Source organism: Shewanella sp. SW1 (assembly GCF_025653545.1).
In the GTDB taxonomy this organism is placed as follows: Bacteria; Pseudomonadota; Gammaproteobacteria; order Enterobacterales; family Shewanellaceae; genus Shewanella; species Shewanella oncorhynchi.
In genome coordinates this window covers 1-23,750 of the sequence record NZ_JAKKSG010000033.1, presented here as the reverse complement: position 1 = coordinate 23,750, position 23,750 = coordinate 1, and the positions used below count along the sequence as shown (strand labels likewise).

At 43.9% G+C, this 23,750-nt stretch carries 21 protein-coding genes, 1 other RNA gene and 2 pseudogenes; 12 read left to right on the top strand and 12 right to left on the bottom strand.

Translation table 11 applies throughout. The annotated features are described in order from the left end of the window. Positions 1–93 precede the first annotated feature (93 nt). Positions 94–564 (bottom strand): transcriptional regulator ArgR, encoded by a 471-nt coding sequence (argR, locus tag L5M71_RS21790; RefSeq protein ID WP_006080175.1) that lies wholly within the window; start codon positions 562–564, stop codon positions 94–96. Positions 565–858: 294 nt separating this feature from the next. On the opposite strand from argR, the gene mdh reads away from it, so the two are divergent. Next, complete coding sequence (gene mdh / locus L5M71_RS21785) at positions 859–1,794, top strand: malate dehydrogenase (RefSeq protein WP_105250210.1); 936 nt, start codon at positions 859–861, stop codon at positions 1,792–1,794. Between the two features lie 102 nt (positions 1,795–1,896). On the opposite strand, the gene L5M71_RS21780 is transcribed toward mdh, so the two are convergent. Next, a complete protein-coding gene (locus L5M71_RS21780; protein ID WP_263209751.1) occupies positions 1,897–2,295 on the bottom strand; it encodes a thiol-disulfide oxidoreductase DCC family protein in 399 nt (132 codons plus the stop codon). A gap of 266 nt (positions 2,296–2,561) precedes the next feature. Here L5M71_RS21780 and folM point away from each other — a divergent pair, with 266 nt between their 5' ends. Next, complete coding sequence (folM, locus tag L5M71_RS21775; protein WP_263209748.1) at positions 2,562–3,308, top strand: dihydromonapterin reductase; 747 nt, start codon at positions 2,562–2,564, stop codon at positions 3,306–3,308. A gap of 215 nt (positions 3,309–3,523) precedes the next feature. On the opposite strand, the gene L5M71_RS21770 is transcribed toward folM, so the two are convergent. The 3 genes from L5M71_RS21770 to L5M71_RS21760 form a co-directional block, all read right to left on the bottom strand. Then, the gene (locus L5M71_RS21770; RefSeq protein ID WP_263209746.1) at positions 3,524–4,222 is read right to left on the bottom strand and encodes a 5-formyltetrahydrofolate cyclo-ligase; all 699 of its coding nucleotides are present in this window, start codon (positions 4,220–4,222) and stop codon (positions 3,524–3,526) included. A 9-nt stretch (positions 4,223–4,231) separates the two neighbouring features. Next, positions 4,232–4,412: non-coding RNA, 6S RNA (gene ssrS / locus L5M71_RS21765), on the bottom strand. A 117-nt stretch (positions 4,413–4,529) separates the two neighbouring features. Then, complete coding sequence (locus L5M71_RS21760) at positions 4,530–4,832, bottom strand: cell division protein ZapA (protein ID WP_105250206.1); 303 nt, start codon at positions 4,830–4,832, stop codon at positions 4,530–4,532. Positions 4,833–5,067: 235 nt separating this feature from the next. Between L5M71_RS21760 and L5M71_RS21755 the strand changes: the two genes are divergently transcribed. From L5M71_RS21755 to gcvP, 6 genes are all read left to right on the top strand, one after another. Next, positions 5,068–5,643 carry a UPF0149 family protein gene (locus L5M71_RS21755; protein WP_105252998.1) on the top strand — a complete coding sequence of 192 codons (576 nt, stop codon included), beginning with the start codon at positions 5,068–5,070 and terminating at the stop codon, positions 5,641–5,643. A gap of 179 nt (positions 5,644–5,822) precedes the next feature. Beyond that, positions 5,823–7,049, top strand: coding sequence for a 2-octaprenyl-6-methoxyphenyl hydroxylase (ubiH, locus tag L5M71_RS21750; RefSeq protein WP_263209744.1), 1,227 nt, complete (start codon positions 5,823–5,825; stop codon positions 7,047–7,049). A 42-nt stretch (positions 7,050–7,091) separates the two neighbouring features. After that, on the top strand, positions 7,092–8,315 hold the full coding sequence (locus L5M71_RS21745) for an FAD-dependent monooxygenase (protein ID WP_263209742.1): 1,224 nt from the start codon (positions 7,092–7,094) through the stop codon (positions 8,313–8,315). Between the two features lie 253 nt (positions 8,316–8,568). Beyond that, the gene (gene gcvT / locus L5M71_RS21740) at positions 8,569–9,663 is read left to right on the top strand and encodes a glycine cleavage system aminomethyltransferase GcvT (RefSeq protein WP_263209740.1); all 1,095 of its coding nucleotides are present in this window, start codon (positions 8,569–8,571) and stop codon (positions 9,661–9,663) included. Between the two features lie 25 nt (positions 9,664–9,688). Then, on the top strand, positions 9,689–10,078 hold the full coding sequence (gcvH, locus tag L5M71_RS21735; protein WP_011845766.1) for a glycine cleavage system protein GcvH: 390 nt from the start codon (positions 9,689–9,691) through the stop codon (positions 10,076–10,078). Positions 10,079–10,200: 122 nt separating this feature from the next. Beyond that, positions 10,201–13,089: an aminomethyl-transferring glycine dehydrogenase gene (gcvP, locus tag L5M71_RS21730; RefSeq protein WP_263209738.1), complete on the top strand. Its 2,889-nt coding sequence runs from the start codon at positions 10,201–10,203 to the stop codon at positions 13,087–13,089. A gap of 414 nt (positions 13,090–13,503) precedes the next feature. Here the strand turns inward: gcvP and L5M71_RS21725 are convergent, their stop codons facing one another. Beyond that, positions 13,504–13,926 carry an immunity 26/phosphotriesterase HocA family protein gene (locus L5M71_RS21725; protein WP_263209765.1) on the bottom strand — a complete coding sequence of 141 codons (423 nt, stop codon included), beginning with the start codon at positions 13,924–13,926 and terminating at the stop codon, positions 13,504–13,506. A gap of 498 nt (positions 13,927–14,424) precedes the next feature. On the opposite strand from L5M71_RS21725, the gene L5M71_RS21720 reads away from it, so the two are divergent. Continuing rightward, positions 14,425–15,168, top strand: coding sequence for a hypothetical protein (locus L5M71_RS21720; RefSeq protein WP_263209736.1), 744 nt, complete (start codon positions 14,425–14,427; stop codon positions 15,166–15,168). A 136-nt stretch (positions 15,169–15,304) separates the two neighbouring features. Here L5M71_RS21720 and L5M71_RS21715 read toward each other — a convergent pair whose 3' ends face one another. The 3 genes from L5M71_RS21715 to L5M71_RS21705 are packed head-to-tail and all read right to left on the bottom strand — an operon-like array spanning position 15,305 to position 18,779. Further along, a complete protein-coding gene (locus tag L5M71_RS21715; RefSeq protein WP_263209734.1) occupies positions 15,305–16,744 on the bottom strand; it encodes a hypothetical protein in 1,440 nt (479 codons plus the stop codon). Next, positions 16,731–17,804, bottom strand: coding sequence for a nucleoid-associated protein (locus tag L5M71_RS21710; RefSeq protein ID WP_263209731.1), 1,074 nt, complete (start codon positions 17,802–17,804; stop codon positions 16,731–16,733). Before L5M71_RS21710 ends, L5M71_RS21715 begins: the two co-directional genes overlap by 14 nt. Before the next feature lie 60 nt (positions 17,805–17,864). Beyond that, entirely contained in the window at positions 17,865–18,779 is a 915-nt protein-coding gene (locus tag L5M71_RS21705; RefSeq protein WP_263209728.1) for a nuclease-related domain-containing protein, read from the bottom strand. A 629-nt stretch (positions 18,780–19,408) separates the two neighbouring features. On the opposite strand from L5M71_RS21705, the gene L5M71_RS21700 reads away from it, so the two are divergent. Continuing rightward, positions 19,409–20,728, top strand: a complete 1,320-nt coding sequence (locus L5M71_RS21700; protein ID WP_263209726.1) for an SGNH/GDSL hydrolase family protein — start codon at positions 19,409–19,411, stop codon at positions 20,726–20,728. A 495-nt stretch (positions 20,729–21,223) separates the two neighbouring features. Here the strand turns inward: L5M71_RS21700 and L5M71_RS21695 are convergent, their stop codons facing one another. Both L5M71_RS21695 and L5M71_RS21690 read right to left on the bottom strand, forming a co-directional pair. Beyond that, positions 21,224–21,784 (bottom strand): DUF2726 domain-containing protein, encoded by a 561-nt coding sequence (locus L5M71_RS21695; protein WP_263209724.1) that lies wholly within the window; start codon positions 21,782–21,784, stop codon positions 21,224–21,226. Between the two features lie 161 nt (positions 21,785–21,945). Continuing rightward, positions 21,946–22,026 (bottom strand): annotated as a pseudogene (locus L5M71_RS21690) (DUF3297 domain-containing protein); the annotation flags it as partial. 86 nt (positions 22,027–22,112) lie between these two features. Between L5M71_RS21690 and L5M71_RS21685 the strand changes: the two are divergent. Then, complete coding sequence (locus L5M71_RS21685; protein WP_263209722.1) at positions 22,113–22,928, top strand: substrate-binding periplasmic protein; 816 nt, start codon at positions 22,113–22,115, stop codon at positions 22,926–22,928. Between the two features lie 60 nt (positions 22,929–22,988). On the opposite strand, the pseudogene L5M71_RS21680 reads toward L5M71_RS21685, so the two are convergent. Continuing rightward, a pseudogene (locus L5M71_RS21680) lies at positions 22,989–23,057 on the bottom strand (DUF3297 domain-containing protein); the annotation flags it as partial. 258 nt (positions 23,058–23,315) lie between these two features. Between L5M71_RS21680 and L5M71_RS21675 the strand changes: the two are divergent. Beyond that, positions 23,316–23,750, top strand: a 435-nt coding sequence (locus L5M71_RS21675; RefSeq protein ID WP_317630060.1) for an aminoacyl--tRNA ligase-related protein, incomplete at its 3' end; no start/stop codon positions are given.

Sequence of the window (23,750 nt, the reverse complement as noted above, 5' to 3'; positions counted from 1 at the left end):
ACGTAATCGGGACAATGGCCAAATAACCAGCGCGGTATTGCACTTCAAAATGTACAGATAAAATAGAACAGGTCAGCTCACTGACCTGTTTTTTTATTCTGCGTAATTGAATAAAGATTTGATGGTTTCTAAGGTATCGGCGATATCTTGGATGCTCGATGGGCAAATAAAGATAGTGTCGTCACCGGCAATCGTACCCAAAATGCCTTCTGGTTTACCGATAGAATCCAATAAACGGGCAATCAGCTGCGCGGCACCTGGGCTAGTTCGCACGACGATCATAGCTTGGTTGTGATCGACGTCGAGTACCAAATTCTTCAGCGGGCTACCCGCGGTGGGTACGCCTAATTCGGCTGGTAAGCAATACACCATCTCTTGCTTAGCGTTGCGAGTCCGCACTGCGCCGAACTTGCTGAGCATGCGTGACACTTTTGATTGGTTAATATTACCAAAGCCTTCAGCTTGCAAGGCGGTGACGATTTCACTCTGAGAGCCAAAGCGCTCTTCTTTTAAAATCGACTTAAAAATTCTAACAAGGTCATCCTGATTCTTGGTCGTTTGCATAATATTATTATTCGTTATTCAAAAAAACAGGCCCATTTTGAATATTTTTAGAAAAATTGTCAACAAATAACCAGATTGGTTGAATAAAAATTCACTAGCTCTCAGTGGTTAAGTGTTTGTAGGGGGCGTAAAAATCCCAATTTGAGTAATTGTTCTACATTGCTTCTGCGTTATTCCGGAATTCTTTTGTCCCACGACTAAGGGATAATTGAAATTGTTGTGACATTCCAGTAATGTGACGCCAACGCAAATTAGATCCATGTCACACATATCCGAGAAATAACGGAGATAACTATGAAAGTTGCTGTACTTGGTGCTGCTGGTGGTATCGGCCAGGCTCTTGCCCTACTGTTAAAAACTCAATTGCCTGCGGGTTCACAATTGTCTCTATATGATATCGCACCGGTAACTCCGGGTGTTGCGGTTGACTTGAGCCACATTCCAACTGCTGTTGAAATCAAAGGTTTTGCTGGTGAAGATCCAACGCCTGCCCTAGTGGGTGCTGACGTTGTTCTAATTTCTGCTGGTGTTGCACGTAAGCCTGGTATGGATCGTTCAGATCTGTTCAATATCAATGCCGGTATCGTTCGCAACCTGATCGAAAAAGTAGCGGCAACTTGCCCTACGGCTTTGGTTGGCATTATCACTAACCCAGTTAACACGACTGTGGCTATCGCTGCAGAAGTGATGAAAAAAGCGGGTGTTTACGATAAAAACCGTCTGTTCGGTATCACGACTCTAGACGTGATCCGTTCTGAAACTTTCATCGCCGAATTAAAAGGCCTGAACGTTGCTGACGTTAAAGTTAATGTGATCGGCGGCCACAGCGGCGTGACCATTCTGCCATTACTGTCTCAAGTTGAAGGCGCGACTTTCACTGACGAAGAAGTGGCAAGTTTGACGACTCGCATCCAAAACGCGGGTACAGAAGTGGTTGAAGCTAAAGCCGGTGGCGGTAGCGCGACTCTGTCTATGGGTCAAGCGGCTTGCCGTTTTGGTCTGTCTCTGGTTCGTGGTCTGCAAGGCGAAGCTAACATCGTTGAATGCGCCTATGTTGACGGCGGCAGCGAGCATGCAGAATTCTTCGCACAACCTGTGCTGTTAGGCAAAAATGGTATTGAAAAAGTACTGCCTTACGGTGAAGTGAGTGCATTCGAAGCTAACGCTCGTGATTCTATGTTAGATACGCTGAAAGGCGATATCAAACTAGGCGTTGATTTCGTTAAATAATATTTCGGATAATCTTTTTAGATTATGACGAATTAAAAACGGAGCAATGAGCTCCGTTTTTTTATGCCTGGGTTTTACATTTTTCCAAGCGAATTCAGTCGATCAGCGGCGCTTAGTGGGAATTTGGCAGTTATCATCGCAGCGGGCTTTACCCGTCAGTAAATAGGAGATGCGGTATCTGTGTTTAGCAAAGCGCAGGTAAGTCCAATCGGCGACAGTTTTTATCACGGGCAGGCGTAATAGTTGGATCCAAGTGCGTGTTCCTGTCAGTGCCCACGCTTTACAGGTGACATCTAACCCGAGTAACACTTCGCCCGTTGCGGTTTCGCCATGGAGAATCGTATTTGCATAGTCTTTATTGATATGGCTGAAGCGTTCACTAAAGTCTGGCGCATTTAAATCCTCAAGCGCAATCAAGTTCTTCGGATCGCGCGCTTTCAGTTGGCGCATCTCGGCGCTACATAATGGACAATTTCCATCGTAAAAAATCCGCAGTTCCATCGGTATTACCTCTGATGACTTGATCACAATACTTGGTCTAAGCTCTTGGCTTGAGTACTTAAGCTTGGTTCTCTTCTACCCTATACGCAGAAGAAAGGGTTTTAGATCGAAGCGATTGTAGAACGGATCAGCATCTCATTTGGCTTTTTGTTAGGTTAAATTCAAATGAGTGCAGTAACATCTTGGTTATTCATCAGTTTAACTTGATTGCTGATTTTTAAGCGAACAAGGTAAAACCTGACCAATAACGACTCAAAAGGATAGGTATGACATCTCCCATCATAATCACAGGCGTGGGTAAACGCATAGGTTACGCCTTAGCTAAACATTTTCTCGCCCAAGGTCAGCGTGTGATTGGTACTTATCGCAGCCATTACGCTAGCATCGATGAGCTTAACGCTTTAGGTGCGACTCTGTATCCCTGTGATTTTTATGACGATGCCCAAGTGCGATCCTTAATTAATGAGTTAGCTAAATTGCCGCAAATTCGCGCCATTATTCACAATGCCTCAGATTGGCTGCCGGATACCGTTCTTACAAAGAATGAGCCTTTAAAGAGTACCACTTTTGCGCCGAGCCAAGTGCTGCAGCGCATGATGCAAGTGCATGTGAGCGTACCCTATCAGTTGAACTTGGCCTTAGAGGCGCAGCTACGTGCGGCTGCTGGCGATGAAATCGGCGGCAGTGATGTGATTCATATTACTGACTATGTGGCAGAGAAGGGCAGTCAGAAGCATATCGCCTATGCCGCCAGTAAAGCCGCGCTGCACAATATGACGCTATCCTTTGCCGCCAAATTTGCGCCCGAGGTCAAAGTGAATTCGATTGCGCCTGCGATGATCCTATTTAATGCAGGAGATGATGTTGCCTATCAGCAAAAAACATTAGCCAAAGCGCTGTTGCCGAAAGAGGCGGGAAATGAGGAAATTATCGATTTAGTGGAATATCTTCTGAATAGCCGCTACGTCACCGGTCGTTGCCATAATGTTGATGGTGGCCGGCATTTAAGGTAGAGAAGGCTCTAGAACGCCACTGCATGGCTCTAGATTCTAGAAGGAGCGAACGACTGCATGATCTATTTTTTTTCATACCAAATATGACATTTTCACCCTCCATAGTGGTCAGATGCAGGAGGTAGAATTCTTTAATAGAAAGAGTGCAGGAGCAGTTATGGAGCGACGCTCTGCTTTTTCTAGCAGCGAAGCGCCCTAGCTTCTAGATCCTTCTTTTAAAACGTCAGTACCCGACTTGGGGTGATGATGAACGGTAAAGGCACATCCCAATACTCGCAGGGTAAATTTGTCACTTGCTGACAGTCGTGGGCGTAACCCATAGGCAAAGGTTTACCTTTAAGCTGCCAGTTCGCCAGTGTCCTATCGTAATAGCCGCCGCCCATGCCCATACGATTTCCCATTAAATCAAAAGCCACTAAGGGTGTGATAACAATATCTAACTCTGTCACTGGGATAATGGCGCGCACATCTAATTTAGGTTCTAAGATGCCGAATTGATTGGGTTGCATGGGGGTGTCTGCGGTGTAATGCAGGAATAATAATTGTCCGGCATTGAAGGGATGTAACCTAGGCAGATAGGTGTTTATGCCCATTTGCCACAGCGCAGCGATCAGCGGTGGCGTGGCGAGTTCGCCATCGTGGGTGAGATATAATGCTACATGTTGCGCTTTGTTGGCCTGCAATGCATCGAGCATTCGCTGGCAGGCGTTTAAACTTGCTTGGGTTTGTTCTATTTCGGAGAGAGATTTACGGGCGGTGCGAATGGCTTTGCGTAACAGATTGCGGCTTTCTTTTGTATGGAGTGCGATATTTGCCGCATAGTTTGTGACATCTACGGCATCAGCGACTTCTACGGCAAGTTGCGCCGTGTCGCTTTGGGGATTCAAATGAGAAAGTTTGGAAGATGTAGACATAGAATTAAGATGCTCCCCAGAATGCCGCTACCGGTGTAGCCCTTGAACCGTAGGTTCAAGGCGGGTAAATGATTACCTCCTAAGGCTTCTCGGTACAAGCCGAGCATGCACAATGTCAGTAAAGCATTCACCCTGAGATAAAAATTATCGGCACAGGGACATTACCAGTTGGCATGCATCCCAGGGAGCAAAACGGTATTGAATCGCTAAAGCATTGGTTTATTTAAATAAGCCAGTTTAGCCATTCACTGTGCGTCAGTTGGTTTAACTCAATGAGTGTTAAATCACTAAGGTGCACAGTTTAAATCTATTTAGTTGAACGCTCAACTAAGGCACTTTCGAGGGTCGACTGCAGCAAGCTGATCCTGTCGTCCATCTGTTGCATGTAGTGCTTATTTTTTTGCTTTTCTTGGAACAACTCGTGTCCAATATTCAGCGCCGCCATGATCGCAATTTCTTCACGGCTTAGGCTATTGGTTCGGGTTTTTAACGCACTGAGTTGTTGTTCAACTCCCAACGCTACCGTACGTAAGGCATCCTCTTGACCTTTCGGGCAAGCGATAGAGTAGGTGCGCCCAAGTAGGGTAATTTCAACAGCACTGTTACTCATGTCGCGGGTGATCCTTTCGTTAGCCTCTTAGGGCGGACTATATAGGGCTGATCTTAAAAGTGCAAGGTAAGCCGCAAATGGATTGGTCTTTGACGGTTTTGTTTGCTGTTTGTGTGAGCAGTTGGATAGTTTTTTATCAGGGCGTGGCCGATTTCGCCATTATTGGGATTCAGTATTGGTTCAAGTCTTTATCTCTGCTAGCATTGCTGCTGGAAAAATCTTATTGGGATCTGATATGGCAACCCCTCCTTCGTTACGTATCGACAGCTTAAAACTCGCCTTAGATGCGGCTGAAATCGGCCAGCATCCGGTAGAAGTTCACGGTGCTTTAGTCGGTTTAATCTGCGGTGGTGTAGAGCAAACTGGCGACACTTGGATCAAGCCTTTATTCGACCTGATGAACGATGGTCAACCTTTGCCAGCGCAGTTGCACCAATTAGTGTGTGATTTGTTTAACGATTCAGTGACGCGTTTAGTGGATTTTGAATTTGGTTTCATGCCGCTGTTGCCCGAAGAAGAAGAGCCGCTCAGCCAACGTGTTGAAGCCTTGTCCCTGTGGACCCAGAGTTTTTTGACTGGCATGGCGATTATTCAGCCGAAACTGAATCAAGCCTCGGCAGAAGTACGTGAAGTGATCAAAGACTTGGCGGAAATTGCCCAAGTGGAATTTGATGTTGCCGACGATGAAGAATCCGAAGCCGCTTACACTGAATTACTCGAGTTTGTACGTATTGCAGCCATCATGTGTTACTCGGAGTTTGGTCCTGAGCTTCCCCATGGTGAGGCTGACGATACTGCGGTTGTACATTAATTTACCGCAGTTGTTTAATGTTCAATAAGTTAACGCAGTAGTGGCTTCATTTGATATCAAAGGCGGGCAAACCTGCCTTTGAATCCATAGCACTGGTGTTTTTGAGTGCATAGCACTGATGTTTACATCTCTTATGTTTACATGCTTTAGTGCCATGCCAAAGCTTGAATGAGATCCCCATGACGGCCACAAATCACATGGATACTTCAGTTCAACACGTCGACATCGCGATTGTAGGCGGTGCGATGGCGGGGGCGACGCTCGCGTTGGCTCTCGCGCGTCTTTCTTTATCCGCAGCTAAGCCACTTTCCATCGCCTTAATCGAGGCGCATCTTCCCGATAAACAACACCCCGGATTCGATGCTCGCTCCATCGCTATCGCCCACGGCTCTATTTTCGAATTATCCCGTTTAGGTCTCTGGCCAAAGCTCGCCCATTTGGGCACGGCGATTGAAAATATCCATGTATCGGATCGCGGCCACTTTGGCATGACAGAGCTCAATGCCGCGCAGTTTCATTTAGATGCCCTAGGCCAAGTGGTTGAGCTTGAACGAGTTGGCCAAGTGCTGTTTAACGAGTTGAACAAGAGCGAGGTAAAACTCTATTGCCCCGCCAAGCTTGCCCAAGTGGAACCCGCCATAGAAGGCCACACCTTAGTGCTCGACACGGGCGATCGCCTTCAAGCAAAACTCGTGGTCGCCGCCGATGGTCTGCAATCCAAAGTGCGCAGCAGTTTTGCTTTGCCCGTGACCCAAGTGGCCTTCGAGCAAACCGCGATTATTGCCAATATTCAAACCGACAAGCCGCATCAACATTTGGCCTATGAGCGCTTTACTCAAACAGGTCCCTTAGCGTTATTGCCTATGGCCGATATTCAAGGTCAACCTCGCTTATCTCTCGTGTGGGCGCTAGATGATGCTCGGGCTAAACAGATGCAAGACGCGCCTAAGGCCGAGTTTTTAGCGGCGCTGCAACAGGCCTTTGGTTATCGTGCGGGCACGTTTATCGATGTCAGCGCGCGCCATGCGTATCCGCTTAATTTGTCTTATATGCCAAGGCCAATTCATCACAGATGTGTGTTTATCGGCAATGCGGCGCAGACACTGCATCCGATTGCGGGGCAAGGGTTTAACTTAGGGTTGAGGGATGTGGTGAGTTTGCTCGAGGTAATCCAAACGGCGCTCGCGCAGGGTGACGATATTGGCTCCGCCGCTGTGACCCATGCGTACCTTAATGCCCGCGAGCACGACAGAAACAGCACTATCCGAAATATCGAATTTTTAGTCCGTGGCTTTTCAAACCAATATTGGCCGATGGCGCTGGGTCGTAACTTAGGATTAAGGCTTTTGTCTTGGTTTCCGCCACTGAAAACCCCCGTCGCTCAAAAGGCAATGGGCTGGAAATAACTCAGCAATTTACTGGTATCGCAACGCGAAAAGGATGTACCCATGTTAAGTTCACAAGCCTATGACATCGCCATTGTGGGTGGCGGCATGGTGGGACTCGCCACCGCGATTGGATTGGCGCAGGCCGATCTGAATGTCGTCGTTATCGATGCGGGCCACACTGAGGCCGTGAGCGGCGAGCCACGTTTACGGGTGAGCGCCATCAATAAGGCGAGCCAGCGCTTGTTAGAAAACTTAGGGGCATGGAGTTATTTAGACACTTCCCGCGCCACGCCTTATCAAAAAATGGCGGTGTGGGATAAAGACGGTTTCGGTAAAATTGCCTTTGATGCCAACAGCATCAGCGAAACCAGTCTCGGCGCGATTATCGAAAACGATGCCATTAGCTTTGCCCTCGCCAAACGCGCCAGTGAGTTTGACAATATCACCCATATTCAAAACCAACGCATAGAGCGCATTGCCTTTGGTGAGCGCGAAGCTTGGTTGACACTTGCCAATGGCGTCGATTCTGAAATAGAAAGTGTCAGTGCTGCACTTGTGATAGCCGCCGATGGCGCCAACTCTTGGGTGCGCGAGCAATGCAAGATCCCGCTGACCTTTTGGGATTACGGCCATCACGCAATCGTCGCAACTATTCGTACCGAAATGCCACACCTTGCCACCGCCCGCCAAGTGTTTTTGCAGGACGGCCCGCTAGCATTTTTACCTCTGTATGAAGACAATCTCTGCTCCATCGTTTGGTCGGTGCCGCCCGAGCGCGCCACTGAATTATTGGCAATGGATAAAGTGCAATTCGAGCGCAACTTAACCGCGGCTTTCGACGGACGTTTAGGGATTTGCAAGCTGGAAAGCGAGCGCCAAGCTTTCCCATTACGGATGCGCTACGCCCGCCATTTTGCCCGTCACCGTTTAGTATTAGCAGGCGATGCTGCCCATACTATTCATCCGCTGGCTGGCCAAGGGGTGAACCTTGGCTTTTTAGATGCGGCCAGCATTATCGAAGTGATCAGCGAATTACAGCAAGCGGGTAAAGATATCGGCGATTATGCGCAGCTGCGTGCACTTGAACGTTGGCGCAAAGCCGATGCAATGGAGATGATCGCGGCGATGGAGGGCTTTAAACGCTTATTCGAAGGTTCAAACCCAGTCAAAAAGGCGATTCGCGATCTGGGCTTAAATCTCGTTGATAATGTCGCTGGGCTGAAAACAGTGTTCATACAACAGGCCATGGGCAATAAGTCGGCACTGCCTAAGTTGTGCCGTTAGCCTAGGTTGCGCTAATGTGATCAGAATTGCTGACAATATCAGCAGTTTGGCTGCAAGCTGCGCAAATCTGGCCTTCGCATGTAAAAAAATTACATGTTGAAGATGAGAAAATCTAATGACAATGGCTTCGGATTAGAAAAATCTCCTGTATACAAATTTGTGACGCAAGGTATAATTTCGCCGCATTTTAGACCCTAGTATCTACACCCTACACTAGGCAGAGACCTGAAAAAGGCCGCAAAAAGGGATAACAATGGCTAACAAAACTATTCTGTTTAACAAGCACTTAGAATCAAACGCTAAGATGGTCGACTTCCACGGTTGGGATATGCCCCTCAACTATGGTTCACAAATCGAAGAACACAACGCTGTGCGTCAAGACGCGGGTATGTTCGACGTATCCCACATGACTGTGGTTGATGTGATAGGTAGCGACGCTGGTGCATTTCTACGTAAGTTGCTGGCGAACGATGTGGCTAGACTTAAAGTGCCAGGTAAAGCCTTATACAGCGGTATGTTAGATGACAATGCCGGTATCATCGACGACCTTATCACTTATTACCTCACTGACACTAACTACCGCGTGGTAGTGAACTCAGCGACCCGCGAAAAAGATCTCGCTTGGATCGCCAAGCAATCCCAAGGTTTTGATGTCACTGTGACTGAGCGTCCTGAGCTGGCGATGATTGCCGTTCAAGGTCCTAACGCAAAAGCGAAAGCCGCTGCGGTGTTCAGTGCCGAGCAAAACACCGCCATCGAAGGCATGAAACCTTTCTTCGGTAAGCAAGCAGGCTCACTGTTTATTGCGACTACGGGTTACACAGGCGAAGCGGGCTACGAAATTATCGTCCCAGAAGATGAAGCCCAAGCCTTGTGGCAAGCATTGTTAGATCAAGGGGTTAAACCTTGTGGTCTCGGTGCCCGTGACACGCTGCGTCTCGAAGCCGGTATGAACCTTTACGGCTTAGACATGGACGAAACCATCAACCCATTGGCCGCCAACATGGGCTGGACTATTGCATGGGAACCAAACGACCGTGACTTCATCGGCCGTAAAGCCCTAGAAACACTTCGCGATGCCGGAACCAGCAAACTTGTTGGTCTAGTGATGGAAGAAAAGGGCGTGTTACGCCATGATATGCCAGTATTTTTCACTGACGCAGCCGGTGTAGAGCAACAAGGCGTGATCACCAGCGGGACTTTCTCGCCAACATTGGGCTATTCTATTGCGATGGCACGTGTTCCTAGTTCTATTGGGGATACTGCGGAAGTCGAAATGCGTAAAAAACGTGTGGCTGTTAGAGTAGTGGCGCCAAACTTTGTGCGCAACGGTAAACAAGCATTTTAAAAAAACGGAACAAGGAACAAGAACAATGAGCAATATTCCGACAGAACTGAAATACGCCTCTTCACACGAATGGATCCGCAAGGAAGAAGACGGTAGCTACACAGTAGGTATCACTGAGCACGCCCAAGAGCTGTTAGGTGACATGGTTTTCGTTGAACTCCCAGAAGTTGGCGACACTGTGACTGCGGGTGAAGACTGTGCTGTAGCTGAATCAGTAAAAGCGGCGTCTGACATTTATGCCCCTATTTCTGGCGAAGTGATTGCCGTGAACGAAGCGCTGGAAGATTCGCCAGAACTCGTTAACAGCAGTGCTTACGGCGAAGGCTGGTTCTTCCGCGTAATGCCTTCTGACGAATCAGAAGTTGACGCCCTGCTGGATGCTGAAGGCTACCAAGCTGTTATCGACGAAGAATAATCGTCGACGCTAACGAAGCCCTAAGGGGCTTCGTTTGTTTTAGCGCAAGATTGACATAACAACAGTCCGTTAATCAGTACCCTACAGTTCTGAATTTCGGCAAATCTGGAACAAGGTTTATCATGACCAAGCAAACCCTCACTCAGTTAGAACAGCACGATTTATTCCTACGTCGTCATATCGGCCCAGATAGCAGCCAACAGCAAGCCATGCTGAACTATGTTGGTGCTGAGTCTCTGGACGATCTGACCGCGCAAATTGTGCCTGAGTCGATCCGTTTAAGCCAAGATCTGAGCATTGGTGATTCCTGCGGCGAAGCCGAAGGCATTGCTTACATTCGTGGTTTAGCGAAACAAAACCAAGTATTTAAGAGCTATATCGGCATGGGTTACTACGGCACTCAAGTGCCAAACGTGATCCTGCGTAACGTATTTGAAAACCCAGGTTGGTACACGGCTTACACGCCATATCAGCCAGAAATCGCCCAAGGCCGTTTAGAAGCCATTCTAAACTTCCAACAAGTGTCGATGGACTTAACGGGTTTAGATTTGGCTTCTGCTTCTTTATTAGATGAAGCAACTGCTGCTGCCGAAGCAATGGCGCTGGCAAAGCGCGTTTCTAAAGCGAAAAAAGCCAATATCTTCTTCGTTGCCGATGATGTGTTCCCGCAAACCTTAGACGTAGTGAAAACCCGCGCTGAGTGTTTTGGTTTTGAAGTGGTGGTTGGCCCTGCATCTGAGGCCGTTAACCATGAGCTGTTTGGTGCTTTGTTCCAATATACTAACCGTTTCGGTCAAATCACTGACTTCAGCGAATTATTCGCCACACTACGCGCTAAAAACGTAGTTGTGACCGTTGCCGCCGACATTATGGCGTTAGTGTTACTGAAATCACCGGGAGCCATGGGTGCCGATGTGGTCTTCGGTAGTGCCCAGCGTTTTGGCGTGCCAATGGGCTTTGGTGGTCCACACGCGGCCTTCTTCGTTGCCCGTGACGAGCACAAACGCTCTATGCCTGGCCGTATCATTGGTGTGTCAAAGGACGCCCGTGGTAACCGCGCCCTGCGTATGGCGATGCAAACCCGTGAGCAACATATCCGCCGCGAAAAAGCTAACTCCAACATTTGTACTGCGCAAATTCTGTTAGCGAACATGGCGTCTTTCTACGCCGTATTCCACGGTCCAGATGGTCTGAAAACAATTGCATCACGCATTCACCGTTTCGCCGATATTTTAGCGACAGGCTTAAAAGCGAAGGGCGTGAACTTAGTCAACAGCACTTGGTTTGATACTGTTAGCATCAAAGGCTTAGATGTTGCTGCCGTCAATGCACGCGCACTGGCTGCTGAAATGAATCTACGTTTCGATGCCGATGGTATTGTGGGCGTGAGCTTAGACGAAACTACGTTGCGCACCGATATCGAAGCCTTGTTCGATGTGATCTTAGGTGCTGGCCATGGTTTAGATGTTGCCGCGTTAGACGCGCAAATAGTTAGCCAAGGTAGCCAATCGATTCCGGCGGCACTCGTGCGCCAAGATGCGATTTTAAGCCACCCAACCTTCAATCGCTATCAAAGCGAAACCGAGATGATGCGTTATATCAAACGTCTCGAAAGCAAAGACTTAGCACTTAACTACTCGATGATTTCACTGGGCTCTTGCACCATGAAGTTGAACGCAGCGGTTGAAATGCTACCCGTAAGCTGGCCAGAATTTGCCAACATGCACCCATTCAGCCCACTGGATCAAGCCAAAGGCTTTACTCAGTTGATTGAAGAGTTGTCGACTTGGTTAGTGAACATCACAGGCTACGACGCTGTGTGTATCCAACCAAACTCAGGCGCTCAAGGTGAATACGCTGGCCTGTTAGCCATCAAGAAATACCATGAGTCACGCGGCGATGCGCACAGAAACATCTGTTTGATCCCGCAATCTGCCCACGGTACTAACCCTGCATCGGCGCAATTAGCCGGTATGCAAGTGATAGTTACTGCCTGTGACAAGCAAGGTAACGTCGATTTAGATGATCTGAAGACCAAAGCCGCCGAAGTGGCTGAAAACCTGTCTTGCATCATGATCACTTACCCATCGACCCACGGTGTGTATGAAGAATCTATCCGCGAAATCTGCGACATAGTGCATCAGCACGGCGGTCAAGTGTACTTAGACGGCGCTAACATGAACGCGCAGGTTGGCTTAACGTCTCCTGGCTTTATCGGTGCCGACGTATCACACCTTAACTTGCATAAAACCTTCGCTATTCCACACGGCGGTGGTGGTCCAGGTATGGGCCCAATCGGCGTGAAAGCCCACTTAGCGCCGTTCGTCGCGGGTCACGTTGTAGTGAAACCAGGCCGCGAAAGCGATAACAACGGTGCCGTATCTGCCGCACCTTACGGTAGCGCGGGCATTCTGCCGATCAGCTGGATGTACATTAAGCTGTTAGGTTCACAAGGCCTGAAAAAGTCGACCCAAACTGCGCTGTTAAACGCAAATTATGTGATGAAGAAGCTGTCTGAACACTACCCAGTATTGTTCCGTGGCCGTAACGATCGCGTGGCGCACGAATGTATTATCGACCTACGCCCACTGAAAGAAGCCTCAGGCGTGACCGAAATGGATATCGCTAAGCGTCTGAACGACTACGGTTTCCACGCGCCAACCATGAGCTTCCCTGTTGCGGGCACGCTGATGATTGAGCCAACCGAATCTGAGTCTAAGGTTGAACTGGACCGCTTTATCGACGCTATGGTGTCAATCCGCGCCGAAATCGCCAAAGTGGAATCAGGTGAATGGCCAGTGGACAACAACCCGCTGCACAACGCACCGCACACTATGGCTGATATCATGGACCCAGAGTTTGATACGCGTCCATACAGCCGCGAAGTGGCCGTGTTCCCAAGTGCAGCAGTACGCACGAATAAGTTCTGGCCAACCGTGAATCGTATCGACGATGTCTATGGCGACCGCAACCTAATGTGTTCGTGTGCACCATTATCAGACTACGAGTAATAATTGCTGCTTAGGCTAGCTACTGCGGTGTTGAATGAGGCTTTCGCATAGCTCGAAATAGAGAGTTTGACAGCAGTCAACTCCGCGCGAAAGCTTTCAATCCGCCTTGCATTAGCTTCGCCAGCAACGCAATTATGGTGTAGTTGGCTTCAGCGAATTTGAAGCATCAAAAAGCGACCGAAAGGTCGCTTTTTTATTGCCTGCCGCAGGCTTCCGCATTCTCTTATATTCGCTACATCAGTGACACTCCGCCAAAGATTTAAATATTAGCGTCCTTGTAGGCTCTACTAAAAGACCCATGTGTTAGAAGGTCACTGGTGCAACAATGCCTGTTCTGGTGTAACGGTTTAGTACAGAGTTATGCTTGTTCTGACATTTCCCAAATACGAGACGCTGGCTGATAAAACGGAGGTGTTACAGGTTTGCCAATAAGCTATTAACAAGCTCGAAACCATACACCTCCATTGAGATATAGTTATTATACTCAGAGACAGGGATTCGTTTAATTTCTTCCTCTCCCTTATATAACCCTCCTGCGTAATTAAAGATCCTTAACTCGTCTTTATCTTCGGTCAGGTCTGCATGTCCAATTATCTCCCAAGAACCATTTTTTACATTTTGATTCCCAGTAAATATAACTTTCATCTCTTTCCCCATATCCATGATAGGAAGAGGGCGAAGTACGTCATCACTTTTAAAAACTTTATTATCCTGTAGAAATAGGACGCAGAAACCTATGACTTGCTTAAACTTCCCTTTTGGGGCAAAAACAATTTGGCAGATGGCAAATTTACCCTCTGTAGGAATAATAAAAATATCACCTTCTTGATATCTCATTTTCACAATATTTTACCTTTTAGAATAGAAAGATCATGACTCAGTATCTTATCACCTCAATCATAACATTCTACTTTAGAAGGGCTAAATTGTGCCATTCATCTTAAATGAGTGTTCGATTCTTTATATCTGTGATTAATGATTTGAATGTTATTTCGGATGAATTTAGTGCTGCGAAATAGCTTTATTATGGCTTTTGGCAAAGGCATTTCCCAATTGCCTGCCGCAGGCTTTCGCACTGTTACACCAGTGACTCGCCGTAGATACATCCTTGTAGGCTCTACTAAAACATCCATGTTTTAGAAGGTCACTGGTGCAACAATGCCTAATCTGGTGTAACCGTTGAATGATGAGTAATGCTTGCTCTAATTTTTGAGTATGATTAACTAAAAGTTAAAGTTATTATAAAACAGTATTTTATTTCCCATGTTTATGCTGAACTGGGTGTTTTATATATTATAATGGATAACAAAGTATCAAGAGGTTTGTTTTAATATTATGCAAATATTTACAGAGGCACTCATATTAGTGAGGTCGGTTGAAGCTCACATTGTGTCAGAAATAGACAGTGATATTCATTTATTTAGTTATATAAAACGACTACTTTGGCTCCCTACAAAATTTTTACAAATGGGAATAAATGAAAAAATAAAAGATGCATCAGTCTGGGCATTTTTATCGTTTATATTTATGATACTTGGGGCATGGTTGATAAATACTTTAGGTATAGCTAACACTGATGCTGCAATAGGGATTTTACTACTCGCTATGATTTCACCATTTTTTTTAGTCGTCTTTGCTATGCCAAGCATGTATGGCGACTATGGTGTTTCGCAACAAACTATAGCTTTTATAGTGAAGCACTTAGGGGAACGTAGCTTTTCCAGTGTAGAGTCCATTGAACTTCTAAAGAAATCTGTTAAACCTTTTGAAGATCGTGCTCGCTCGAGAGTAAGCGCACTTAAATGGTTGGTCGGTATTTTATGGGCTTGTTTTACTTATACATTTTTAAAAGGAATTGAAGCACCAATATCCAATTCATCAGGTGTTATGGCTTATGTACTTATGTCTGCTTGGTTATTTGTGGGGATCATTGTTGCTTATTTATGTGTCTGGGGCTACGAGGCATCTCTTGATAAATTATTTCGAGCAATTGAGTTCGGCTGTAATGATTTTTGTTATTTTATCGAGCTCCAGCATAAAATTAATACTACTTTCTCTGTTAATTACAGCAGTACATAAAATAGGTATTCCAGTTGCACATCGAAATCTTTATTTTTAGTTGTAATCACTAAACTATATTGTGGCACACATAGCTAGTGGTGAGTTAGTGTTCTCTAAATTATTAAGTAATACTCAGATTGTTACTGTTATGTTATTAAAGCCCTAATATGAATAGTGTACTAGCTGAATTAAACAATACGTATGCAATACTCACTTGAAATGCAGTCACTATTGCGAGAGAAAACCAATAAAACATCTTAGACCAGAAGGTTTGTTTTTTTATCAGATCAACTATCTCCTGGCTAGAAATATGATCGTGTAACTTTTTTGACCAACTTTTTAGTGCCTGTTCTGATACTTTTAAATCAGCACTCGAATTAAGCCACCTAATTAAAAAACTGAAAACTAAATAAATCCCTACAATTTTAAAAAGTAACTGTCCTTCTTTAGAGTGCAGTAATTGATTGTTAACTATTGCTTTTGAGATTGTTCCTGCAGTAAAGATGAAACCAATAGTTAGTAATGATTTTAATGACTCTGATGCTAATGAAAGTGATTTTTCAGCAAATTTATCAGTAACAGTTTTAATGTCTTTATATATTTCTTTTAATTCTTTTCGGTATTCATCGCTTTTTTTTGCTATAACAAACTTATAATTGCTCTTTGCTTGTGATAAGGCACTTATTAAGGTAGATGCTGGAAGGTCAAATAAACTTTCTGTACATTCAAGGGAAAGTCTATCGATAAGTAATTGTAAAGGAACTGCAGTATCCTCTTTGCTATAACACCACTTTACACAGTCCGATAGTGCAGCTAGCATCTTAGAGCTAATTTCGGTGTCAGTTTCTAAAATATTGGCTTGAATATGCTTAACACCTTTTAACTCTACTTTATCGTCAGTATAGTAATTTGTGCATAAAGTAACAAAAAGTTGTTTTGCAAAAGCTCTTCTAAATGGTCTTGCATCACTACCATCAATATCACCCCAAGATAATTCAAATTGTTGGGGATTAATTTTGACTGAATTTGTATTAATAATATGAACATTTTGGTGGATAGTTTCTGTATTGGGTAAGCTACTACCAGAAAACCAATCTACTCTTTGTAGTTGATCTTCAACAGGAATAATCGCTAATCTAGATCCTCCAAAAGATGTTTTTAATCCATTAACATGTATTCTAGTGTTTCTTTCGTGATTTATCTGCCCTTGTTGTAATGAATTTTCTAAACCTAGTCCATTATTTTTGTTAACAAATGCATTTGCCGAAATGTACAAGATCTCGTTAATGTCACCTGCGCCAGAATATAAAGATTGAATAAATGACTTTTTATCAAAAGTTAATTCGAACTCGGCGCAATGATTATCGAATAAACGTTGTATATCTGAAAATTGCACTCGTTCACTGTCAATGTTGATAGTGAAATAATTTTGATAGCTTACGTCATCTAGTACATCGCACAGCTGAAGAAGCATAACTTCAACTTCATCAGATGCAAAGCCCTTAATATAATAGCTGTCAATGCTCTCATTGATGCAGTTTGATAACTCTTCTAAACAATTAAGCTGAGTGCAAAGATTTTTAACTGATATCATTTACATTATCTGCAACAATTGTAAAAATCGTTTGGCCATTTTTAATTTCCTTTGTTATTCCTGAAGCAATCATTTCACCTTCCCACTGGAGTATAACATTTTTGTTTGTTTTTACCTTGGTCCGTTTTTCACTTTTGGGAATACTATTTGCCTTGGATGTAAATTGTACACCACTCAGTGATACATTATCCATATAGGAGTTAAAGCTGTTTATTAACATTGCTTTAGTGTTTTGGTTTGTGTTTTCACAAAGTAAATCACGTATGTCGTCCATGCTTATGTTTTGCTCATTATGGGCATCTAAAAAGCTAATGACGCGTGCTTTTACTTCTGATGAAATTAATTCAGCGTGTTTTTGGGCCCATTTAGAGGCATGTGTAATGGCTTTTCGTGTAACAACACTATTATCTTCAAGTAATGAAACACTTAAGAAGTTTTTAAAATGTTCGCCTATAGCTATATCAGTATCCTGTTTAGAGACAGATTTACCTCTTTCTACTGCGATAACATCCCAATTAAAGGATTGGCCTATATCTACAATTGCTCTTTTCTGAATTGCAGCTTTATCTTCTAACAAGGAATCAGTGATTTCTTGGAAAGTGACTTTTGTTGGGTCGGATTTATCTCTAATTTGTTGTAAAACAGGCTTATAATCTAGTTTTAATATTGCAACAAAATTATGTGTTTGCGTATTAACTACCATACTAAACGTGGTAACTACTACAATGCCGTCAGCCATTCTTTTATCGTGAGTCGCTTTAAAATTATGGGCTATTGATTCACTTTTATCGAGAAACATAGTCTCATCATGTATATTACTTAATAACGCTAAACATTGGGTATATAGAGGAGCATTAGCTTTATCTGAAAATCTGTACTTTGTGCCTCTGGAAGACTCGGCAATCATATCCTGAAAGAATTTAGTTTGATCTTTAGTAAGAGTTACTGCTGTTAGATACTCAACAGTGTCGATGTCTGTTTTAAGTATGTGATAAATAAAGCTATGTATAGTTATTGTATCTCTCATTTCTTGAGTTATAACTAAGTTTCGGGTACTCATAAGTGTTCCTTCAATTTCTTTTTAAATATTAATTATTTGGTTGGCGAAATTGTTTCTTGATCATTTCCCCACCTCGCTTTTACTTAGGCATCTTTGGGCGACTTGGTAGATGATGGAGTCGACTTGTTGCTTGGTAAGATCTTGAGTTTTAAGTTTCGGGATCGTGCCGACTAATTGTTTGTGGTTAACGATCGGGAACGGTGGCTTTGTCTGGCAGGTGACATACCAGCCGGGGAATACGAGTACTGGGGTTGAGGATACTGGTGTTCCTGTGGCCTTGGTTAACCATTGGCTGACCCACTTACTTTGGCGTTCAGCCTGTTCTATGGGTTTGGTTTCTGTCCACGAGGGGAAGTTTAAGCGCCCGTCTTTGTAAAATACTTGATAGCCTTTTTTACCAGAGCCTGGGCCAGTTCCATTGGTTTGGAGTAGGTCTTTGTTCCGTTTATGGCGGCCTTTGGTTTCAATGGCAAATACGCCATTTTTGCCTACGACAAGATGGTCGATATTAAAGCCGTCGGCTTGGACATCGTGAAACACTTGATAACCCAATGCTTGTAAGCCTATGAGCTCATTGGCTGTGGCAATTTCTGCTGTATGGCCGAGGCGTAATTTGATGAGCTTGGAAAAGAGTTTCCAGGTTTTAATGCCGAAGTAAATTACTCCTATTAAACCTGTTAAGGCGAACAACCAAGGGAATTTTCCGACTGTGATATGCGCTTGGATGCTGCTGGCGGCAAATGGAAGGCAAACAATCAATAGTCCCATCATCATGCAGCCGATTAAGTCCATCTGCAGATCTTGTATTTGTTGCTGAAGACCATAAGCGGGAATACGGGTGAGTTGCTCACGATCGACGGGTAGTTTTACGGTTGCATCGCGATATTTCAGCAAACCATACATGACACCCACAATGGCAAACATGCTGGAGAGTATTATCGCTAGGGATAACATACTGTTACTGAAATCGGTCATTTACGTCCCTGAAGTAATGCGAGTCAATAGTTAACCCGATGACATAACCCGCTAATCAAATGTACTTATTATTTTGGAAAGTGGTGGCAGACTTGTCTGCTTAGAGTTTGGGCGCACATTGCTGATTTGCTTCTTCTTCCCTAAATGGCGTGCTCGATGATTGAGTTCGAGTTTGCCCTGCATTTTCCTGAGTGGTCACACTTTAACCCGCTCTATACGGTTTAATCAATGCGCTTTATCACAAAAACGTATTTTAAATAACAACTTGTATACAAGTTACTCTGGGGAAAAGATCTGATAGGCATCATTTGTCGCGTCGCGTTTTTAGATTCTGATATTTTTCCTTACTAAACTTGCCGATCTACACAAGTGTTAAACAAGATTAAGCACTTCATGTAAATAACTACCCGTAGTAAGGATATTTTATATTGCCTCATCGGACCAGTTTTAAGCGTCAACATACTAATTATAATATTTTTTTGAGTTTTTTATCATTATTCTCCCATACTTAATATTTATTCTGATATTGGCTGTGAAAAAACTTATTAGTCTATTGAATTACTAGGTTTCTCAATTTTAATTTTATGGCCAATTTATATGTGTTGATTTTATTTTTGTTAAGGAAATGTATGAATAAGGCTTTATTATTTTTTTCATTAACCCTACCTTTTTCAGCTGCTTGGGCTGCTAATGAAACGTTTAGGGATGATATGGAGAGCCAAACTAGCATATTGGAAACGCTTAGAACTGCGGATATCGATGAGATAGATGATATAGATGAGACAGATGGTCCAGATAACCATTTGGAAGCTGGTCACAGTCATACTTATATTCGTTGTTGGTATAGATTAGATCAAACGCATAATAATCCTGCAACTGAACATAGATGGGCAAAGCAAAATGACAGTGATGAATATTATTCTATTCAAGGCGCTTGGAGACATAAGCTTTCGGGTAAAAATATGTTTTATACAGAGACGTCACAAGATGAAATCATGCAACGGAGTGTCGATACATTAGGGGTTTCAAGCAACGAAGTCGCAGACATTACCTTCTTTGCTGCTAATGAAAAATTGTCATTTAATCAGACTATCTGGACGCAAGATAAGGCGGAACAAGGGAATAAAATTAACAAAATTATCGCATTTGGTGATAGTTTGTCTGATACGGGAAATCTATTTAATGGTTCTGAGTGGCGATTTCCAAATACTAACTCTTGGTTTTTAGGGCATTTTTCTAATGGATTTGTATGGCCGGAATATTTAGCTAAATCGCAGAATATTCCTCTGTATAATTGGTCTGTTGGCGGGGCCGCAGGTATTGATGAATATAAGATTATTCCCGGTTTAGGTCATCAAATACAATCCTATTTTCATTATTTAAAAAAGGCTGAAAATTACCAGCCTGCAAATACGTTATTTACACTTGAAATTGGCCTTAATGATTTCATGAATTATGATCGTGAGGTTAAAGATGTGAGTCAGAACTTAAGTGATGGGTTAAAGCGTTTAGTTGATGAAGGCGGGGCTCAGCATATTATTTTATTCACATTGCCCGATGCTACGCGCGCACCACAGTTCAAGTATTCTACTCAAGAAAACATTGTAAAAATAAAATCAAAAATTGAAGAGTTCAATGGTTTTATTAAACAGCAGGCTCTGTTGTATCAAGCAAAAGGTATAGATCTAGTGTTGTTTGATGCTCATTCTATCTTCGATGAAATTATTCAAAACCCTAAAGAGTATGGTTTTGTTAATGTCACAGATGCTTGCTTAGATATCAATAGAGATAGTAGTAAGGATTATTTGTTGTCACACAGCTTAACAAAAGATTGTGCCTATTATGGCTCTGATAAGTATCTGTTTTGGGGGATCACTCATCCAACGACTGCCGTGCATAAAGTTTTTGCGGATAAGATTATTGAAACAGGTTTTTTTAATCGTCATTAACAGGCGAATAATCGGCGAGTAAGATATTTTGGTTAAATATATCTTTAAATAATCAATAATATGGAGGTAAGCCAGTCAAAGCTGCTTTACTTCCATGAGTAAATTGAGTCCGTTGTAATTTAAGCCAGTAAAGCCACATCTTTTTGCATTTTTTAGCACAGCTTTTAAATTGCCCGAATAATGCTGATACTTTGAACTGTGGTGAAATCATGTTACTTGACGTGTTGCTCGCCGAGTAGAATGAGCTGCTAAGTAGTATTAGCTAGCTTATGCTTTGTTTTATTGAAGAAATTGCTCGCAAGGCCAATCGTGAAGACAAGTATTAAAGGTGCGTTTGGGAAAGGCCGCTTTAAATCTCAAGCGCTGTTAGACGAGTAAGCGCTGCCCGCTTACATGATGTACATGAATTCAAAAAGCAGCATAAGGGTAAAAAATCGAGTCAAGCTTAACATCCTTAAACTCAGGATGTGTAGTGTTCATTGATTTAGTTTGTGTTTAGTCCGCGGTCAGTATGAGTGGCGACTCTTCAGATGCGTGAGTTTTTGCTGGTAAGGCTGCATGTATAGTGCTGCGAATAAGCTCTAGCTGATAGCTGCGTTTGGCATCGAAGCGGATTAATGGCAGTTTGGCGCTTTCGCAGGCTTGCTCGATGAGGAGGTCGCGTTGCTGAGTACGTGTTTGCTTATGGCTTTTATCGTCGAGTTCGATGGCGGCGATAACTTTAAGTGTGTTTTTGTCGCAGAGTAAGTAATCGAAGTGCTTGGCTGAAATTCTATTAAAGGCAATTTGCCAGTGTTTGCGGTTCATGCCTTTTTCTGGGGTGATAACGTTGGCGATACGCACTTTGCCCAGAACTCGGAATTGTTCGCCTACAGCTTGATCTAATATCCCGAGAAAGGAGCGTTCAGCACTGGAAAATAGGGCGTCTTGTTTACGGTAGCGATAGTTATTATCTGAAGATGGGATAAGCAGATTAGTGAAAATGCGTAAGAGTAGCGGCACGAAAATGATAATCGCCAAACCCAGCCCGATAAGTATTAATTGATTCGAATTCATCATTACATCCTTGTTTAGTATTGTCATTATAACTTGCTAAGTACATATCCGTTAGCTGCTAGTACTTTTATGCCAAAAATAATGAGTCTTTGAGTGTAGTGATTACATCTTGTTAGCCACTACATCAACAGTCGTACCGATATTATCAGTACGCATACATCTTAACGATAAAACGCTTCAACTGTGCCTTTTACTGCGAGTAAAAGAGGTTGGCCGCGACGGTCTAAGGATTCATTATGGATGGCCATTTATTTTAATGTTTTATGCACTTTAGTTTTCGATTTTTTGAGTTATGCTAAATGCAGCATATAAATTTGCGGGTATCTCTATGTATTTTAAAAGTATCCTTGTTTCGTTGCCTTCTGTTTACGCAATTTTGTGTGTACTTGGTTGTGGTTTTTTCGCGGGCATCATTGTCGCCGCTGAGGTGCAATCGGCTACTTTTTCTAACGTGTTGCGTGCCGATTTTCGGCATCGTCCTCCTGAGATGGTGCTTGATGAGCGAACTAATACTATGACGAGTCCGTTAAAGGATATTCTTGAGGAAGCGGCGGCTAAGGTCGGTTATCGCGTCGAATGGAGCGCGTGTCCTTTTGCACGCAGCATTCATGAGTTGCGGGTAGGCACGGTCGACATTGTGCCGCGCACGATACGAGACGAAGAGCGAGAGGCATTTGTACGGTTTCTTGGTCCTATCGGCACTCAGACTCGCGATATTTTGTTTCTCGTAAAAGCCGGCGAGGAAGGACGGATTAAGTCCTATGAGGATTTGTATCAGCTTACTGTAGGGGTTAAACGGGGCACAGTTTATTTTGAGCGTTTTAATACGGATCCCGCGCTACGTAAAATTGAGTCTACCGATGATGAAAACATGGCTCGCATGTTTATCATGGGGCGTTTCGACACTATGGTGGTGCTCGATCGTGCCGCCATTGAGAATGCCTTCAAGCATCTCGGTTACGATCGTTTTAGCTATGCCGATTACCGTCAGTCGAATCGGATCGAACATTATTTTGGTATGTCCCGTAACTCTACCCATGCTGCTATTTTCGATGAACTTAATCGGGCGCTGCTTGATATGGCTGCATCGGGCCGTGTAAAACAGATTTACCAGGCCTATGGTTTAGCCGCAGAAGTAGAATAGGCAAACAAAACGGCCAATATTAATTGGCCGTTGTTATGATCCAGCTCTTTGCGCTAAAGCTTAACGATAAAAGGCTTCAACTGTGCCTTTTACTGTGAGTAAAAGAGGTTGGCCGCGACGGTCTAATAATTCATTATGGATGGCCGTTTATTTTGTCTGCCATTTATTTTTTTTATAAACAAAATGCTTGCTGCGATAGGGATGATTTGTTATTACTGGCGCATGAAAAAAATATACGTAAGCGCAATTAACACCACCACTACCACCACGAGAATTCTCGGGGGGTAGTTTTTTGCGTCTTTAAAAAAACCCTCTGAGCGAAATCGCCAGAGGGTTTTTTTATACCTTGGTTTTGTATTTCGCTCAGATTTTACTTAGGAGAGAATGATGAAAACACATCGCGAAATTGCAGAACAACTTGACCTATTTCACTCTGAACCACAGGCGCCGGGTATGATTTTTTGGCACCCGAATGGCTGGGCGTTATTCCGAGACATTCAAGAGCACATGAGGCGGGTGTATCGCCGAAATGGTTTTGAGGAAGTGAACACGCCTGTTTTTATGAAGAAGGATTTATGGCAAACGTCTGGGCATATGGACATGTTTGCAGAGAACATGTTTTTCGGTGGCGGAAAGGAAAACATGGATGAATATGTTTTAAAACCTATGTCTTGTCCTGCCCATATTTTGCTGTTTAAGCGCGGTGTACATAGCCATAGAGATTTGCCACTGCGACTATTTGAGTTTGGCTTGGTGCACCGTAATGAATCCTCAGGCTCGTTAAATGGTTGCCTGCGCGCACGCCAGTTCACTCAGGATGAT